Origin of the sequence: Vibrio sp. RC586 (assembly GCF_000176715.1) — a bacterium.
Taxonomy (GTDB): Bacteria; Pseudomonadota; Gammaproteobacteria; order Enterobacterales; family Vibrionaceae; genus Vibrio.
Map to the genome: position 1 here is coordinate 1 of NZ_ADBD01000009.1, position 14233 is coordinate 14233.

At 45.5% G+C, this 14233-nt stretch carries 11 protein-coding genes and 5 pseudogenes; 5 read left to right on the top strand and 11 right to left on the bottom strand.

The features are described from left to right. Nucleotides 1–420 precede the first annotated feature (420 nt). The 3 genes and pseudogenes from VOA_RS07870 to VOA_RS20130 all read right to left on the bottom strand — a co-directional run. Nucleotides 421–1152, bottom strand: a pseudogene (locus VOA_RS07870) (IS3 family transposase); the annotation flags it as partial. A gap of 22 nt (nucleotides 1153–1174) precedes the next feature. Continuing rightward, nucleotides 1175–1474, bottom strand: coding sequence for a hypothetical protein (locus VOA_RS0117985; protein WP_000273021.1), 300 nt, complete (start codon nucleotides 1472–1474; stop codon nucleotides 1175–1177). A 55-nt stretch (nucleotides 1475–1529) separates the two neighbouring features. Next, a pseudogene (locus VOA_RS20130) lies at nucleotides 1530–1712 on the bottom strand (IS3 family transposase); the annotation flags it as partial. Nucleotides 1713–1779: 67 nt separating this feature from the next. Between VOA_RS20130 and VOA_RS0117990 the strand changes: the two are divergent. Continuing rightward, nucleotides 1780–2172 (top strand): annotated as a pseudogene (locus VOA_RS0117990) (transposase); the annotation flags it as partial. Between the two features lie 206 nt (nucleotides 2173–2378). On the opposite strand, the gene VOA_RS19165 reads toward VOA_RS0117990, so the two are convergent. After that, the gene (locus tag VOA_RS19165; protein WP_198006586.1) at nucleotides 2379–2795 is read right to left on the bottom strand and encodes a hypothetical protein; all 417 of its coding nucleotides are present in this window, start codon (nucleotides 2793–2795) and stop codon (nucleotides 2379–2381) included. On the opposite strand from VOA_RS19165, the gene VOA_RS07865 reads away from it, so the two are divergent. Then, nucleotides 2775–4079: an RNA-directed DNA polymerase gene (locus VOA_RS07865; RefSeq protein WP_000163637.1), complete on the top strand. Its 1305-nt coding sequence runs from the start codon at nucleotides 2775–2777 to the stop codon at nucleotides 4077–4079. The two genes, VOA_RS19165 and VOA_RS07865, sit on opposite strands and share 21 nt — an antisense overlap. On the opposite strand, the gene VOA_RS20400 is transcribed toward VOA_RS07865, so the two are convergent. The 4 genes from VOA_RS20400 to VOA_RS0118015 form a co-directional block, all read right to left on the bottom strand. After that, a complete protein-coding gene (locus tag VOA_RS20400) occupies nucleotides 4022–4207 on the bottom strand; it encodes an adhesion domain-containing protein (RefSeq protein ID WP_107686077.1) in 186 nt (61 codons plus the stop codon). The genes VOA_RS07865 and VOA_RS20400 overlap by 58 nt on opposite strands. Nucleotides 4208–4379: 172 nt before the next feature. Then, nucleotides 4380–4871 carry a hypothetical protein gene (locus VOA_RS0118000; protein ID WP_001019791.1) on the bottom strand — a complete coding sequence of 164 codons (492 nt, stop codon included), beginning with the start codon at nucleotides 4869–4871 and terminating at the stop codon, nucleotides 4380–4382. Nucleotides 4872–4958: 87 nt separating this feature from the next. Further along, a complete protein-coding gene (locus VOA_RS18915; RefSeq protein WP_009355975.1) occupies nucleotides 4959–6557 on the bottom strand; it encodes an Ig-like domain-containing protein in 1599 nt (532 codons plus the stop codon). Between the two features lie 11 nt (nucleotides 6558–6568). Beyond that, nucleotides 6569–7567, bottom strand: a complete 999-nt coding sequence (locus tag VOA_RS0118015; RefSeq protein ID WP_000720616.1) for an OmpA family protein — start codon at nucleotides 7565–7567, stop codon at nucleotides 6569–6571. A gap of 380 nt (nucleotides 7568–7947) precedes the next feature. On the opposite strand from VOA_RS0118015, the pseudogene VOA_RS0118020 reads away from it, so the two are divergent. Together VOA_RS0118020 and VOA_RS20045 are read left to right on the top strand one after the other, a co-directional pair. Then, nucleotides 7948–8208, top strand: a pseudogene (locus VOA_RS0118020) (transposase); the annotation flags it as partial. Nucleotides 8209–8364: 156 nt separating this feature from the next. After that, complete coding sequence (locus VOA_RS20045) at nucleotides 8365–8508, top strand: hypothetical protein (protein ID WP_181390166.1); 144 nt, start codon at nucleotides 8365–8367, stop codon at nucleotides 8506–8508. 462 nt (nucleotides 8509–8970) lie between these two features. Here the strand turns inward: VOA_RS20045 and VOA_RS07860 are convergent, their stop codons facing one another. From VOA_RS07860 to VOA_RS07850, 3 genes are read right to left on the bottom strand one after another with little or no spacing between them, the layout of a single operon-like run. After that, the gene (locus VOA_RS07860; RefSeq protein WP_000669308.1) at nucleotides 8971–10572 is read right to left on the bottom strand and encodes a Tn7-like element transposition protein TnsE; all 1602 of its coding nucleotides are present in this window, start codon (nucleotides 10570–10572) and stop codon (nucleotides 8971–8973) included. After that, nucleotides 10547–12094, bottom strand: a complete 1548-nt coding sequence (locus VOA_RS07855; protein ID WP_000279703.1) for a TnsD family Tn7-like transposition protein — start codon at nucleotides 12092–12094, stop codon at nucleotides 10547–10549. Before VOA_RS07855 ends, VOA_RS07860 begins: the two co-directional genes overlap by 26 nt. After that, nucleotides 12094–13749 (bottom strand): AAA family ATPase, encoded by a 1656-nt coding sequence (locus VOA_RS07850; RefSeq protein ID WP_000174564.1) that lies wholly within the window; start codon nucleotides 13747–13749, stop codon nucleotides 12094–12096. Before VOA_RS07850 ends, VOA_RS07855 begins: the two co-directional genes overlap by 1 nt. Before the next feature lie 260 nt (nucleotides 13750–14009). On the opposite strand from VOA_RS07850, the pseudogene VOA_RS19175 reads away from it, so the two are divergent. After that, nucleotides 14010–14233: pseudogene (locus VOA_RS19175) on the top strand (GGDEF domain-containing protein); the annotation flags it as partial.

Genomic DNA, 14233 nt, shown 5'->3' on the forward strand with positions numbered 1-14233 from the left:
TGGTAACTATTGTGCAACACCTACCTAATATCATCCAAAGACCAACTAATAAATTTGGTAACTTTTGCCCTGAATGACTAGGAGGACTAGCGGGGGCATTTGAATCGGATAAGTAGTGGCCGTTACCGACCACCACTCTCCTAAGAACCGTGCATGCGAGTTTCCCAGCACACGGCTCAAGCCTTTCTAAGGCCGGAATCGGGTTCCGCCGAAGAACCCCAAAAAGTGACGATTCTGAGATGAATCGCCCCGCTTTTCTTAGACACTGTTCTGATTAGAATGGACTGCCCACGGTTGATTAGACACCTCCAGGCTATTCTTTGAGCACAGGAGGAACCAGGATGAGCAACAAAAGATACATGCCAGAATTCAAGGACGAAGTCGTCAAGCAAGTTCTTGAACAAGGGCATTCTGTAGTGGTCAACTAAATCCGGACACCTGTTTAGACCGATTCTCGGCTTCCGCAGGCGGCACCCCATCATTATGTTGATGGGGCCGTTGCCAGTTGTAGTAATCCATCAGGTATGCGGCGATGTCCCGTTTGGCTTCACGAGCGCTCATATACCCAGTTGATGGGATCCATTCTGTTTTTAAGCTCCGGAACAACCTCTCCATGGGGGCATTGTCCCAGCAGTTACCTCGTCGGCTCATGCTCTGTGTCATTCTGTAGCGCCAGAGACGCTGCCTGAACTTTCGACTGGCATATTGGCTGCCTTGGTCTGAGTGGAACATCACTCCTGTTGGGCAACCTCGCTGTTGATAGGCCATATCCAGAGCTTTAACCGCCAAGTCAGCATCGGGCTTTTCTGACATAGCCCAGCCCACTGTTCGACGCGTATGAAGGTCGATGACCGCAGCCAAGTAATGCCAACGACCACCGGCCCAGATATAGGTAATGTCGCCGCACCAAACCTGGTTGGCCTCAGCCACATCGAATTCCCTCGCCAATCGATTAGGGATATCCGGCCGTTCTGCCAGTGCCGTTTTGTATGCATGAGAGCCAGGCTGCTTGGATGTCAGCCCGGCTTCCTTCATCAGACTACGAACCTTGAAGCGACCAATCTTGTGGCCCAACTCCCGCATCATAAACATCAAGGCTCGGCTGCCTACAGAACCACGGCTTTCCTTGAAAAGGCGCCGTATGTAAGTTCTAGAGCTAAATGGATATATCCTGCTAGTTTCCATTGCTATTTGGAAGTAGTGTTCTAGATGAGAAATCTGCTATTGTGTTTAGCCCTGCTGTTAGTTGAATCTTGTTGCTTGGTAGCCTGTCGATTAACCCTGCTTCATTCAACACTTCAAGAGCAGCTTCTATCTGTTCACTATCGACGATAGAGTTTTTAGTGGATCTTCTGTTAAAAAGACTTTCAGAAACCTGATCACCTGCCTTTGCATCTAAGAATGCTAAACATTTCCATATCAACTCTACAGGCTTCATTTCATTCCTAATTTCAGTACAATTAATCTCGTACATTTTTACTTATCCTTGGAGATTTTCATTTTTGGTTGGTGATTACCAGTTATCAACAGAACTTACACCGTAGCTCGCTTCGAAGCTTAAGGCGTTCAGGGTCAACATGGCGCGTTCTGGCCTTGTACTCGTAGAAACAGGATGTAGGGATATCGAAGGCGGTGCAGACCAGTTCAGTGGTTTCATGCTCTCTCAACCGGTCTATCAGAGCGTACGTTCGAGTTCGTCCGCCATTAAGAGAGCTGTTGTAGATTCAATTGGTCAGCGCAACAACTGTGTTAAAACAGGGGTTAGTGAAGGATCATTGAATGAAACGTATGTTTTCAGAGCAAGAAAGAGAGTTCGTATTCGACTCATGGAAGCGCGGTGTCGGCTTCAGTGAGATCGCGCAACAACTTGATGTCAAACCTGGCACGGTGTTCACCATGCTTCGTGATACCGGTGGCATCAAACCACCGAAGCGCCAGAGAAAGGTTACCCATTTAACCTTGGCTGAGAGAGAGGAGATTCGAGCAGGACTTTCGGCCAAGCAAAGCATAAGAACTATAGCTAAAGCCTTGGGACGATCGCCATCAACCATATCTCGTGAAGTAAACCGGAATCGTGGAAGTCGTCACTATAAAGCGGTAAGCGCCGATAACCGTGCGTGGCGAAAAGCCAGGAGACCAAAGCCCTGTTTGCTCGACACCAATTTGGAACTAGGGGTTTTGCGCCCATTTCAGCGAAAAGTCCAATGTGAGCCTACAGCCCTTTATTTATAAGGGCTGACGGGAGCGGCTTATTTGCTAATATCCTTCTTAGGCCACCAGTTCGACCATGCTCTCCTCTCTCCAAGGCTCTAAGTTCTCAAGCAGTTTCTCTAGAACAATATTGTCTTTTTGAATAGTAATATGCCAGTAGCTCTAATCTAAGCGCACCCACTTGGAGAAGAAATAGGTGCGTTTATTTCGAGAGATTTTCCTTGGAACCACTTTCGCCATCCTGTAGTTTGTCTTGATACATGCCCAAGTTGTTCAGTCAAAGCAACCAGAGCGCCATGAGGCAAGAATTTTAATTCCCAAGCTAACATTAATAAACTTTGTACGGTTTCTAAAAGTGCACTAAGTTCTAGTAATAAATCTAGGGCTCGCAATATTCCTTCGAGAGATTTTCCGTACAAATTAGCTTGAACAGAGTAACGAATACACTTCGTGAGTTCGTTGAGGATTTGTTCTCCTGTTGTAAAGCGAAATGCTTTGGGTAAGTGTTGATGTTGGTTCCAATACAATTTGTACAACTTTTGTAAATCATAGTAGAGACGATTATGACGAAACTCTTTATTCAAAATTCAAACCTTAAATATCACCATCAACTCGCAGCAGAGTTGCTGCAATGTGTAAAAACTTCGGGAAGCAGTCAACAAAAATCTGCTAACGCTTTAAAGTTCCCGAAACTATGCCATGAGCTGTCAACCGAAATATTAACTAATACATATCAACCTTATTCTTATCATCATTTTGCAATCACAGAACCTAAGCTTAGAGAAATATATGCCCCTGCATTTAGAGATCGCATAGCTCAAATGTGGATTGCACTACAATTGGTACCTATCATGGAAAATCAATTCATTGATGACACCTATGCTAATAGAAAAGGTAAAGGAACTCTTGCTGCTATTGCAAAAGTTCAAAAACTAATGCGCCAACCACGACATACTTGGGGGCTACAGCTCGACATTTACAGTTATTTCAATAGCATTAATAAAAGAGAGCTTCTAACGCAACTACACAATCTCATTTACAACTCAAAATTAAGCCCATTGCGCCAATATTGCCTAGCCAATCTGATAGAAAAGATCATAGAGCAGGATGCCACGAAGCTACAAAACGAGCGAACTGGAAATCAATACTTACTTAACCAAATCCCGTTACATAAGAAACTACAGTTTAACAATACGGAACAGGTTGGGTTGCCCATAGGTAGCGTTACTAGTCAACTCTTCGGTAATTTTTACCTCAACAACCTTGACCACGAAATAAAACACACACTGAAGGTTAAGGGGTACGTTCGGTATATGGATGATTTATTTATCTTATCTAATTCGCCTGAAAAATTGCAAGAATGGAAAGAACATATTGAATGGTATCTCACTTCTCGCCTGCAATTAAAATTACATCCTACAAAGGTGCATTTATCACCTATTGAGGAGGGGTTTGATTACTTGGGATTTCGTGTATTTCCCCATTATAAACATGTTCGCAAAACCACCATTTCATCATTGAAAGAGCGTTTGCGCTACTTTAATGCGATTCTAGACACTGGTGCGATTAGTGTCTTTTTAAGATCTAGACCAAGTCGAGGGAGATGGAGTAAGCATGCTATCCATTACGCACCACTTTACACTCAGCTAAAAGCTATGCAATCAACGATAAATAGCTATTATGGACTGCTTAGCCAAGCCAATCATTGTCAATTGAGAAAGCAAATATATCATAAAAATTTTGGCGAACTTAAACGTTATTTATTACCCAATAACTGTTATTACAATCACTTCACCATAAAGAAGGGTCTTCACTTTAATAAGATGGCTCCGGATACTTTATGTTGGCCTGAGACGCAGGATGCGTAGTTCGTGTTGCTCGGATTGTTGCTGTTGACGTTGCCATTGTTGAGGTTCACGTTGTAATAGTTAGAACCATCAGGAGTCGCCGACCAATAGTTGTTGTTGGTCGGCCAACCGCGCGCGTTTGCATTTATTGTTTAACTCGAAGTGTTGCCTTTCGACTCGCTTCCCTTGAATACCCATAAGGTCATAAATGCCGATAACATACCAGGGCCCACATGTTAACACCTTAACGTTAACATTCTCTGAGCACGACATTGTCGCTATGTTCCCTGTTGATTTTCCGAGAACCATCTTATTAAAACGTTATATCGCTTGCTTGACAGCAATCAACAACCAATCTGATGAAGAGCTTGAAGCTTTCGTCATCATCACTTTATTGACGATTGCTTCGGGTAAAAATAATCGAACATATCGACGATTTAACAGATCGTCATCACAAGGGTTACAAGGTAATTTCTCTTCAATATCGTCCATTTGAGCACGCTGCTCTTGCCTCCAAGACTCCCACTCAGAAAAATCGATGATTATTTCTAACTCAATAACAGCCTCTGTACCTATGTCAATTCCAGCTTGCTTTAATGATTCTATAGGAAGCCCACCATACAACACCTCTCTTTCATTCAATTTCTTAACCTTTTTCCTTAACACCTTCAATGTCGGTAATTGGTCCTGTTTAGATACCCACTGCTGCCAACCAAAGAGTGATTGCTCATAGAAACGTACAAACATCCCCTCTTTTATGCCAACAATACGTTGACTGCTTTCAACCAATGCTAATTTAGTTTCAATATTCACCTATCTTCCCCCTTTTAAAAAGTGCCAGATGCAACTCTGGCACTTCAAAAATTAAAAATTAAAACGTTAAACTCTAAACGCTCAACTTTAAGGATTTGAGACGCAGGATGCGTAGACCGTGCTGCTCGGATCGAGGCTGCTGACGCTGCCATTGATGAGGACCACGAAGTAATAGGAAGAACCATCAGGAGTCGCCGACCAACAGTAGTAGCTGGTCGGCCAACCGCGCGCGGTAAACATATTACCAGATGCGTCGTATAGCTCCACTTTTAACTCGTCTCTTGTCGCTAAACGCCAGTTCGTCCGTCCGCCGAGACTAAGGGTGTTGTAGGTAGTACATAGTACATTTGCGTTAGTCCAGTTGAATCGGTAGAAATTACCACTTGGGCCGTAAGTTCCACTTTCAGTATAACTATCGTCTGTAGCACTACCGCCAATGCTGTCTAGGTAGGCCACTGATGGTGAATTGGTAAATAACTTACCACTACCTGTATCGAAGATATCTATATATGGACCCGCCAAATCAAATACATTCACGTTTACGGTATTACTGGTTACACCATCTTTGGTAGCCGTGAGGGTCGTATTACCCACCTCAACCGCAGACAATAAACCCTCTGATGACACGGTAGCTGTCGCCGTATCGATAGTCCACGTCACTGAGTTAGACACGTCAGAGGACGTCGCATCACTGAATGTCGCTGTTGCCGTTAACTGCTGAGTCTGACCTTTTGCTACGTTGACCGGTGAAGGCGTCACTTGAATGGCCGTAATGACCGCTGCCGTCACATTCACATCCACCGTATTACTGGTTACACCATCTTTGGTAGCCGTGAGGGTCGTATTACCCACCTTAACCGCAGACAATAAACCCTCTGATGACACGGTAGCTGTCGCCGTATCGATAGTCCACGTCACTGAGTTAGACACGTCAGAGGACGTCGCATCACTGAATGTCGCTGTTGCAGTTAACTGCTGAGTCTGACCTTTTGCTACGTTGACCGGTGAAGGCGTCACTTGAATGGCCGTAATGACCGCTGCCGTCACATTCACATCCACCGTATTACTGGTTACACCATCTTTGGTAGCCGTGAGGGTCGTATTACCCACCTTAACCGCAGACAATAAACCCTCTGATGACACGGTAGCTGTCGCCGTATCGATAGTCCACGTCACTGAGTTAGACACGTCAGAGGACGTCGCATCACTGAATGTCGCTGTTGCCGTTAACTGCTGAGTCTGACCTTTTGCTACGTTGACCGGTGAAGGCGTCACTTGAATGGCCGTAATGACCGCTGCCGTCACATTCACATCCACCGTATTACTGGTTACACCATCTTTGGTAGCCGTGAGGGTCGTATTACCCACCTCAACCGCAGACAATACGCCAGGCTCATCAAAATGCCCAACCTTTGAATCACTAGAATCCCAATCAAGCGCACTTAAATCCTTAAATGCTTGAGATGTGCCGTCAGAGTAATGACCAACCGCCTCAAATGATTGCTGGTTACCTTTCGCAAGCGTCAGCTCGCTCACACCACGTGTTTTTATTGGCGATGCAACGATATCTATACGCTCTAATTTTACGGTTGATTCAGAGAAGGCACCTTCTGAATTGCAACCGGTTAATAGCATTAATAGTGGAAAAATCACTATTGCAAATAGACATTTAAAATATTTATTCATAGTAATGCAACCTATTCTTGAAACTGGAAGCTAGGGATGGTGATTTCAACTCGGCGATTTGCAGCTCGTCCTTCTGCAGTATTGTTATCTGCAACAGGTTGAAATTCACCCTCACCTCTCCACTCAAGTTGCGTCGGTGTAACACCCAATTCAATCAGCTTATTGACAACCGCCTGAGCACGATGCTCAGAAATGTTTTGATTGTAGAGTGCTGAGCCTGTTGAGTCAGTGTGTCCAACAACTTTCGCCTGAGCTTGTGGGTAAGAAATTAATACTGAAGAAATCTCAGTTAATTGGTCAATAAACTCTTGGCTAGGTTCGACTGAATCAAAGCCAAACAATCCAACTGTAGTTTTTGGTAAAAAGGTCTGTATTTGAGGCGGTGTTTTCACAGTGACTGTCTCTTTAACAGGAGTATCTTCAATAATAGACGTTGGCGCTGCTTCGACTAACGCAGGTTGAGTTGTATTGCCAAACGTATAAGTTAAACTGACCAACAATCCATGACTATCATATTTACCCGTATTTGACTTACCAATACTGTCAATGTATTGGTAGCCCGTTGATAATCGGACGTTAGGGTTAAAGTGATAGTTAATCCCTATCTCGCCGAGAGGGGAAAAACCTGTCGCATCGCTCTTACTTGAAGACAGTTTCGTTTTTTCCATGTCCCAATAAGCTGCACCAAGCCGACCGTATAAACTTAGGTTATCTCGTAGGTACCAATCGTAACGAAGAGCGCTTTCAATCAACCAAGTTTTAACATTAACTGATGTAGCGTCCGCCTTTAGTTCATCGTGATATTGATAGCCTAAGTCCCAACTCCAAGAGGGCGTAAACTGTAACCCGCCATAGAGACCTAAAATTGCGCTCTCTGGATTTGAATGATTGTAATTCTCATCTAAGACCCATTGATATCCCCCTTTTACGCCAACAAAAATCTGAGGGGATTCCGTCGCAGCCAGTACTGGAATACTGAGCAAACTAGTAAGTAATATTATTTTTTTCATAGTTTTCAGATAGATAGATAGATAGATAGATAGATAGATAGATAGATAGATAGATAGATAGATAGATAGATAGATAGATAGATAGATAGATAGATAGATAGATAGATAGATAGATAGATAGATAGATAGATAGATAGATAGATAGATAGATAGATAGATAGATAGATAGATAGATAGATAGATAGATAGATAGATAGATAGATAGATAGATAGATAGATAGATAGATAGTATCATTTTTAAGCAAACATTGCTTTGATATTTGGCAAATTTTCGTTTAACTCCAGATGCACAATCAGGCCTCATCGAGATTCGCCGATTGAATCGCCCCCACTTTCCTAGACACCTCAAAGCCTTAGAATGAGGCAATCAAGGAGGTGTTATGACAAGCCTGCGATATCCGGAAGAATTTAAGATCGAAGCGGTCAAACAGGTGACCGATCGTGGTCGTTCTGTGGCCGAGGTTTCACGCAACTTAGGTGTATCCAGTCATAGTCTCTACGCGTGGCTAAAACGCTACGGAAAACCTGAAGCTCAGCAGCAGGAAGAAAGTGCCCTGCAAGCTGAAATCCGGCGGTTACGAGCGGAGCTCAGGCAAGTAACTGAAGAAAGGGATATTTTAAAAAAGGCCGCTACCTACTTCGCGAAGAATCAAAAGTGAACCGGTTTGCATTCATGCTTGAGCACCAGCATCGCTTTTCTGTAAAGCGTATGACTGTTGTGCTCAAGGTCTCGCGTAGTGGGTATTATGCATGGCGCAACGCCAGCTCCGAGCTTGGTAAACGACAACTGAAACGTGATGACCGGGATAGGAAAATCAAGGCCGCATTTGACGCCAGCAAACAGCGCGATGGAAGCTTTGGAAAAGATTGATGACGCGCTGACGAAAGCAGAAGATGTGTTATCAGATGTGCTGTATGCCGAGGATTTTGAGGGCGAGTAGTTGCTCTTATCTCAGAATCGTCACTTTTTGGGGTTCTTCGGCGGAACCCGATTCCGGCCTTAGAAAGGCTTGAGCCGTGTGCTGGGAAACTCGCATGCACGGTTCTTAGGAGAGTGGTGGTCGGTAACGGCCACTACTTATCCGATTCCATTGGGCTTCATACCCCTAAAACGCCCTCTTTTCTTGAGCATAGCTAAGCCAGCTGTTACAGGAAGTGTTCCCAATGTATCAAATACCGCGTCGTAAGGGCCGTTTGCTGCCATTGCAGTTCCGTCTTCATACGTAAAGACGGGATTAACTCCGGCTTCTTGTACGCTTTGTGCTGACGACGTACCATAAGAGCCGGATACGCGAGCACCATAAGCAAGAGCTAATTGTGAACAGCTAATTGGACAGCTAAGCAACCCTGCCTTCAACCAAGTTGGAAATTTGGCGACAACCAGTCTACCCGCATTCGGTAAACTAGTTAGAGGATTGCAGTTCGCTATACACTCGTTCTGCCCAGCGAAGGATCGCATCCTGATCCAAAGGTGATTTATTTTCCGACGAGGACTTTGGATGAGAAACGCGCTTATATCCACCACCAAATCTCCTTGTAATAAATTTAGTTGGCCAAGCCAAGGAGCCTTTTAATAGTCGAATTTCTAGTTCTTTAATGGTTAGCCCCCAGTCTAACGACCCATTCTGCTGTTTCAACAACAGTGTCGATAACTTATTTTTGTTATCGGACGTATCCACTTCTATCAAAGCATACTCTTGACCATCCTTTTTAATTCGATGGAAAGCGAGGCAGCGTGGGTTGCCATCATCAAGCAAGTGTTTGGAGTAACCATCAATAGTGGGAAGCTTTCGGATTTCCCTGTGGATATGGCGGCAACCAGACATGCCAACCAATTGCAACACCATAGCATTAAAGGCTTCGAATTTATCCGTGTAGAGATGTGCGTCGTCGCTATTATCCTCCAGGCCATCGTAGTCTGCGGAAGGTAATGTGCCCTGAGTACTGGCCTCATCCGTACTTACTTCCAAGCCGGTAGTTTCTGTAGAGTCTGATGAGTCGCCCTCCAGGCCCAAACGACCAGTCTGCCCTTTTCCCTTACCAACGCGATTTGTCTGAATGGGATTAACAAACTCAAATGCGACGGCTGGCGTTTCAATCCGGATTTCCGTGTGATCAGAATCAGGCTCTTGTTCGTCATCAATTTCCAATTCCGGACCGGATTGTGAACCGGGTCGAACTGCACGCCCCAGGCCAGCTCGCCTCTCAGCGAATCGGGGATCGACAAAATCAACGTAGGCGGAACAACCACAAGATAGATTGGAAACACCATAAATCTCATACACAAAAAACGCTTTTCGTTCCTGATCGTAATGGCCTCGAAGTGTCAGCTCAACACCTGAGAGCGGTGGTGGTTCAAATTGAAAACGCCACAGACGGTACTTGTCTGTGTCATAACCATTCTGAAGTTGGTTGCGGGCAATACTTTCAAAAGACAGCCGAGCTTCGTCATCCAGCAATATCCAGGCTAACAACCGTCTTAATGCATAGTCACCTCTGACGTACAGCGGCAGAGTGCAGGTTGGTAGAATATTGACGATAACCTTGCTCAATTTATCTATGCGCTGGACATCAAACTCCTGCGAGAGCCCACCGGAGATCAATGCTAAACGCGTGATATAGGCGTGGTGGAAAAACAGCACTCGTGCTAATTCGAGCTGAGGAAGATAATACTGCGTTCCACCAAATTCAAAGTTAAAGCACCATTGCTGTCCATCATCCTGCCGATTTACCACCGGAATTGGACAAGCTTCGATAGGTTCAGTACGCCAATGGCGAGTATTTTCTATCACAATTCGGGACTGGAATCCGGCAGGGCGCGGTTGTTCGCTTGCATTGACAACTCTGCGTCTTGCTAGGACCGGAATTTGAGAGACACCAAAATGTTGCTTCTTTTGGCCAGGTGCAAGTTTGACATTAATGTGCCAGTCAGAACCATCATGGCGGCGGAATAAAGAGCCAATCTCCCGGATAACGCTGTTATTTTCTACACCTTTGAACTTCATGTTCCGTATCCACTAAATTTTCCAAATACTGCCTGGCAGGCCCCATCATTCGTTCTTCACTCAGCCCAGCGTTTCGCAACAATCGCCACCTTGGCGGCGAGTCAAAGAGAGCCCGTAAATCGTCATAGGCATTTTGCAAGCGTCGGATCTGGTACTGGGAGACACTTTCCGAATTGGCTACCAAAAATGCCGATGTACGTGGCATTTGATGGAGGTTTTTCTCAACGGTTGAGAGATTGCCAAGCAACTTAAGGTAGTAGGTTTTTGAGCGCCTGGGCCCTTGTTTAGTTGCATTCAAAAACGTAGCCAGTTGTCGAAGTGCTTGCAAATTTTCCCGATCCCGCCTGTCCCAATCGATGCGTGGTACGTTCGCCTTTGTCTTGTTTTCTGCATGGCGATCGTTAATGTCCAAGAGCCAGTCGCGATAACTTCGATAAAGCCTGGCATACAAGGCTGGTGATATTTTTCTGGCTTGCAGGGGTGGATGAGATGACAACAATGCGAGCCAAGCATCCTTATCTGGCGTTTGACTGCTCGACTTTTGTATCACAACCTTAACTTGTTGTGGCGTTTTACCTGTTGGTTTCCGGCTAACTTCATCAAGTACATCATCTACCTGCCAGTGGCTATCCAGTAATGCCTGATGAACAACAATATGCTGAAGATAATTGAAACTTTTTCGATGCTTGCGGAAGATTGCTTTCAGCCAGTCTGAGTCATTAATATCAGAACTGGGAGGCATCAGATGGTTCCGGATTAACCAAGCGGCAGGCCATACCTTTAATACCTTATTTTTTATCGCCGAGTGGTCAACTTGGGCTTTTCCCCGGTAAAAACCCAGTCGGTAAGCAAGGCTGCGATAATACTCTGTCCATTGCTCAACACCGGGTGACGCTTGTGCAGGCCGGACTAACAACCGTCGCACCTGAGTGGTTATCCAGTCAGATACTCTCATTCCCTTTTGCTGTTTAGTCACAAGACAGTGTTCAGGTGCAGCAGCTATAAAGCGATGACGTTCAATCAGGGGGCGAGAAATCCGCGTATCCATTAACACACCGTGTTCAGGGCACGATTCCACCCCAGCAACCTGCCATTCTCTTAGCCAAAAATATTCACCATATTGTTCACGTTGAGCGGCCATGCAACCGGGACAGTACCTGACAAAACGCGGGGATTTAATGCGAGAGGCGGCAATCCCTAATGCCAGATGAGCAGCACCCTGAGAACCCAGATATAACCAATCCATGCACTGAAGCCGTCGAGCCTCTGGTACAAAAGGTGCGTAAAGCGGAAATAAGCTATGGCTATAGATTAACCTATCAGGTGTGAACTCCTCAGGAAGCCAACGTGAGAGCGTTGCAAGATGGTTAGATAAGTCTATCGTTGCGATAATACTGCGAGATTCGAAGACCTCATCCAACAGTTGCTTTGGACTGGTCAGCCCCTGCCGGACACCCGCTCTTGCCACGATGCTATACATCAACTCCTCTGTGTAAGGTATAGGAAAATTCAACACGGCCATCACCCAAAGGAATTGACCCAGTCCTGGGCATCAAAAAACAGGCCGTTGCGGCCAAGTGATTCCTGGAAGGTTTCTTCGTTTGCGGACTGAGAGAATAGGAAGCGCAAGTCTTCTGAATCCAGAGTATGCCAGTCAGCTTTTTTCACCGCTTTAAGTTTGGGTGTGGATGACACGGGCTTTTCTATCTCTGCACTCTGATACCAAGAGAGGATCAGCGGCATAAGATCCTTCATCACAAGGCCTGGATGATCCTCAAACGCTCTGTTGATCAGAGGTTCAAGCAGCTCAGAGGCATACCCCATATCAACCAGCATATTGTGCAAACGAACGGCTTGTTCATTACCCCCATACTTGACTACGGTATCAATGCTTTCCTGGTTGGATCGCAGCAGGTGGCTCAGTTCCAGTATTTTTCTATCCACGTCGGGGATAGTCAGATCTGAGTAACGCGCTATTTTTGTTACATCACCTGACCGTAACGCATCAATCATGGGGTGGATAGGTTTTAGCTCATCCTGATATACCTTTCGCATCAAGGCGGGGGTAATGCGCTCAATGCCTGTGACTACAGCCCGGATCTGTGACAGAACAAACAACTTAATGACGACATCCATAATGCCTTGTGAAAGCTCATACCAAGTATCTCTAATCTCATCCGTCACTTCAGGGGATGTTTTAGTCAGCCATTGATACTTCCACAAGCGGCTAGTGAAGGCTCCCCACTCGGTACGGGATACCTCCTGCTCGCCTGATGGTTTGCTTAAAGGTTCCCATAGAATAGAACCAAAACCTGCACCACGACGAGCGGATCGCAAATCCAGTTCAAAGACAGATCTGGCCTTTGGTGTCCCCACCATGACAACCGGGACCGAAATTTCATTAACCAGTGTGACAAAGAAATTGAGCATGCGCTCGGCACCACCTGAATTCTTAACACTCAGATGCTGGATTTCATCAATCACTAACAGCCCAATTGCGTGGGTGTTGGCAATGTGTGCCATTACCGCAATCAAGGTTTCTACACTATGTCGTTTTTCCACGTAGCGACGTACGTAATTCGTGGCGAGCACCGCGTCAATTTCCCGAAAGAAGTTATGGCACAGGCTTTTCAACGAACCATCATGCGGGCAGTCAATTTTAAGGAAAACGATCTGAGTGAAGTTGTAGGCTTCGTGATATATCAACTGGGGATAGGTTGCCAGAATACGGTTCAATGAGCTTGTCTTGCCTGAACCAGAACAACCAATAAACGCCAGGCTCTTAGCGGTGGATTCCACGTGCTCGAACCGGAAAACTGTCAAATCCCCCTGCATGACCCGCTCATAACCATTCTGAATGTGGGCATTCAGTTCGCCTGTCGCCAGATTTCTGCCAACATACCCTTGTCGAAGCATGACCGATAATTTTGACTCCAACTCAATGTGACGGGATAGCGGCTGGAAAAAATTGTCGAGTAATTGAGATATGACATGAATACGGGTCTGGCCATCAAGATAAACATCGGTTGGGCGAAACGTAATTTGACCCGATAACCCGTCCTTTAGCTGACGCCGGTCCAGGATTGGCGGCAAAGCTTCAATAAGAGGGTTTCCCTGATACTGACTGATCCCGGTATCATTATAAATCGCCTGTACCATGCCTTTGGGTAGTGTCATTCATCATCTCCAAACAGGTCATCCAGAAAATCAGGGAAAGCCCCGTCTTCGGATTGATCAGTCAAATACCTGACATCTGCTTTAGGTTTTGACTCAGTAGGCTTGCTATCTGCTCGACGTTTCTGGCGTTCCTGCTCACGGGCTTCCCGCCGGTTTTGGTTGATGCCGGCCAAAGTTTCTGTTTTCGATTCACCAAAGTAGGAAGGACGTAGCTTTTCCGCGTTTTGGATAGTTTCCTGAATCAGATTTTCCAGCGATACAAATTACTATTTATTTTCTCCACTGGAGATGAAGATCAAATTCGCCAACACTTGGATGGATTTCGGCAGCACATCCGTAGCCATGATTTTCCCAGAATTGGTCAGCTAAGCTTTAGCGCCGGTTTCTGTTCACTAAGTCCTGGGGACTATCTTCCTACTATTCTTGACCAAGCAGACAAAGCGCTTTATTACGCCAAAGAACATGGGCGTAATCAGGTACACAG

Coding starts and splice junctions, on each gene's coding strand:
- VOA_RS18915 (WP_009355975.1), bottom strand. CDS start 6,557: ATGAATAAATATTTTAAATGTCTATTTGCAATAGTGATTTTTCCACTA.
- VOA_RS07860 (WP_000669308.1), bottom strand. CDS start 10,572: ATGAAGTTCAAAGGTGTAGAAAATAACAGCGTTATCCGGGAGATTGGC.
- VOA_RS0117985 (WP_000273021.1), bottom strand. CDS start 1,474: ATGTACGAGATTAATTGTACTGAAATTAGGAATGAAATGAAGCCTGTA.
- VOA_RS0118015 (WP_000720616.1), bottom strand. CDS start 7,567: ATGAAAAAAATAATATTACTTACTAGTTTGCTCAGTATTCCAGTACTG.
- VOA_RS07865 (WP_000163637.1), top strand. CDS start 2,775: ATGACGAAACTCTTTATTCAAAATTCAAACCTTAAATATCACCATCAA.
- VOA_RS20045 (WP_181390166.1), top strand. CDS start 8,365: ATGACCGGGATAGGAAAATCAAGGCCGCATTTGACGCCAGCAAACAGC.
- VOA_RS07855 (WP_000279703.1), bottom strand. CDS start 12,094: ATGGCCGTGTTGAATTTTCCTATACCTTACACAGAGGAGTTGATGTAT.
- VOA_RS07850 (WP_000174564.1), bottom strand. CDS start 13,749: ATGACACTACCCAAAGGCATGGTACAGGCGATTTATAATGATACCGGG.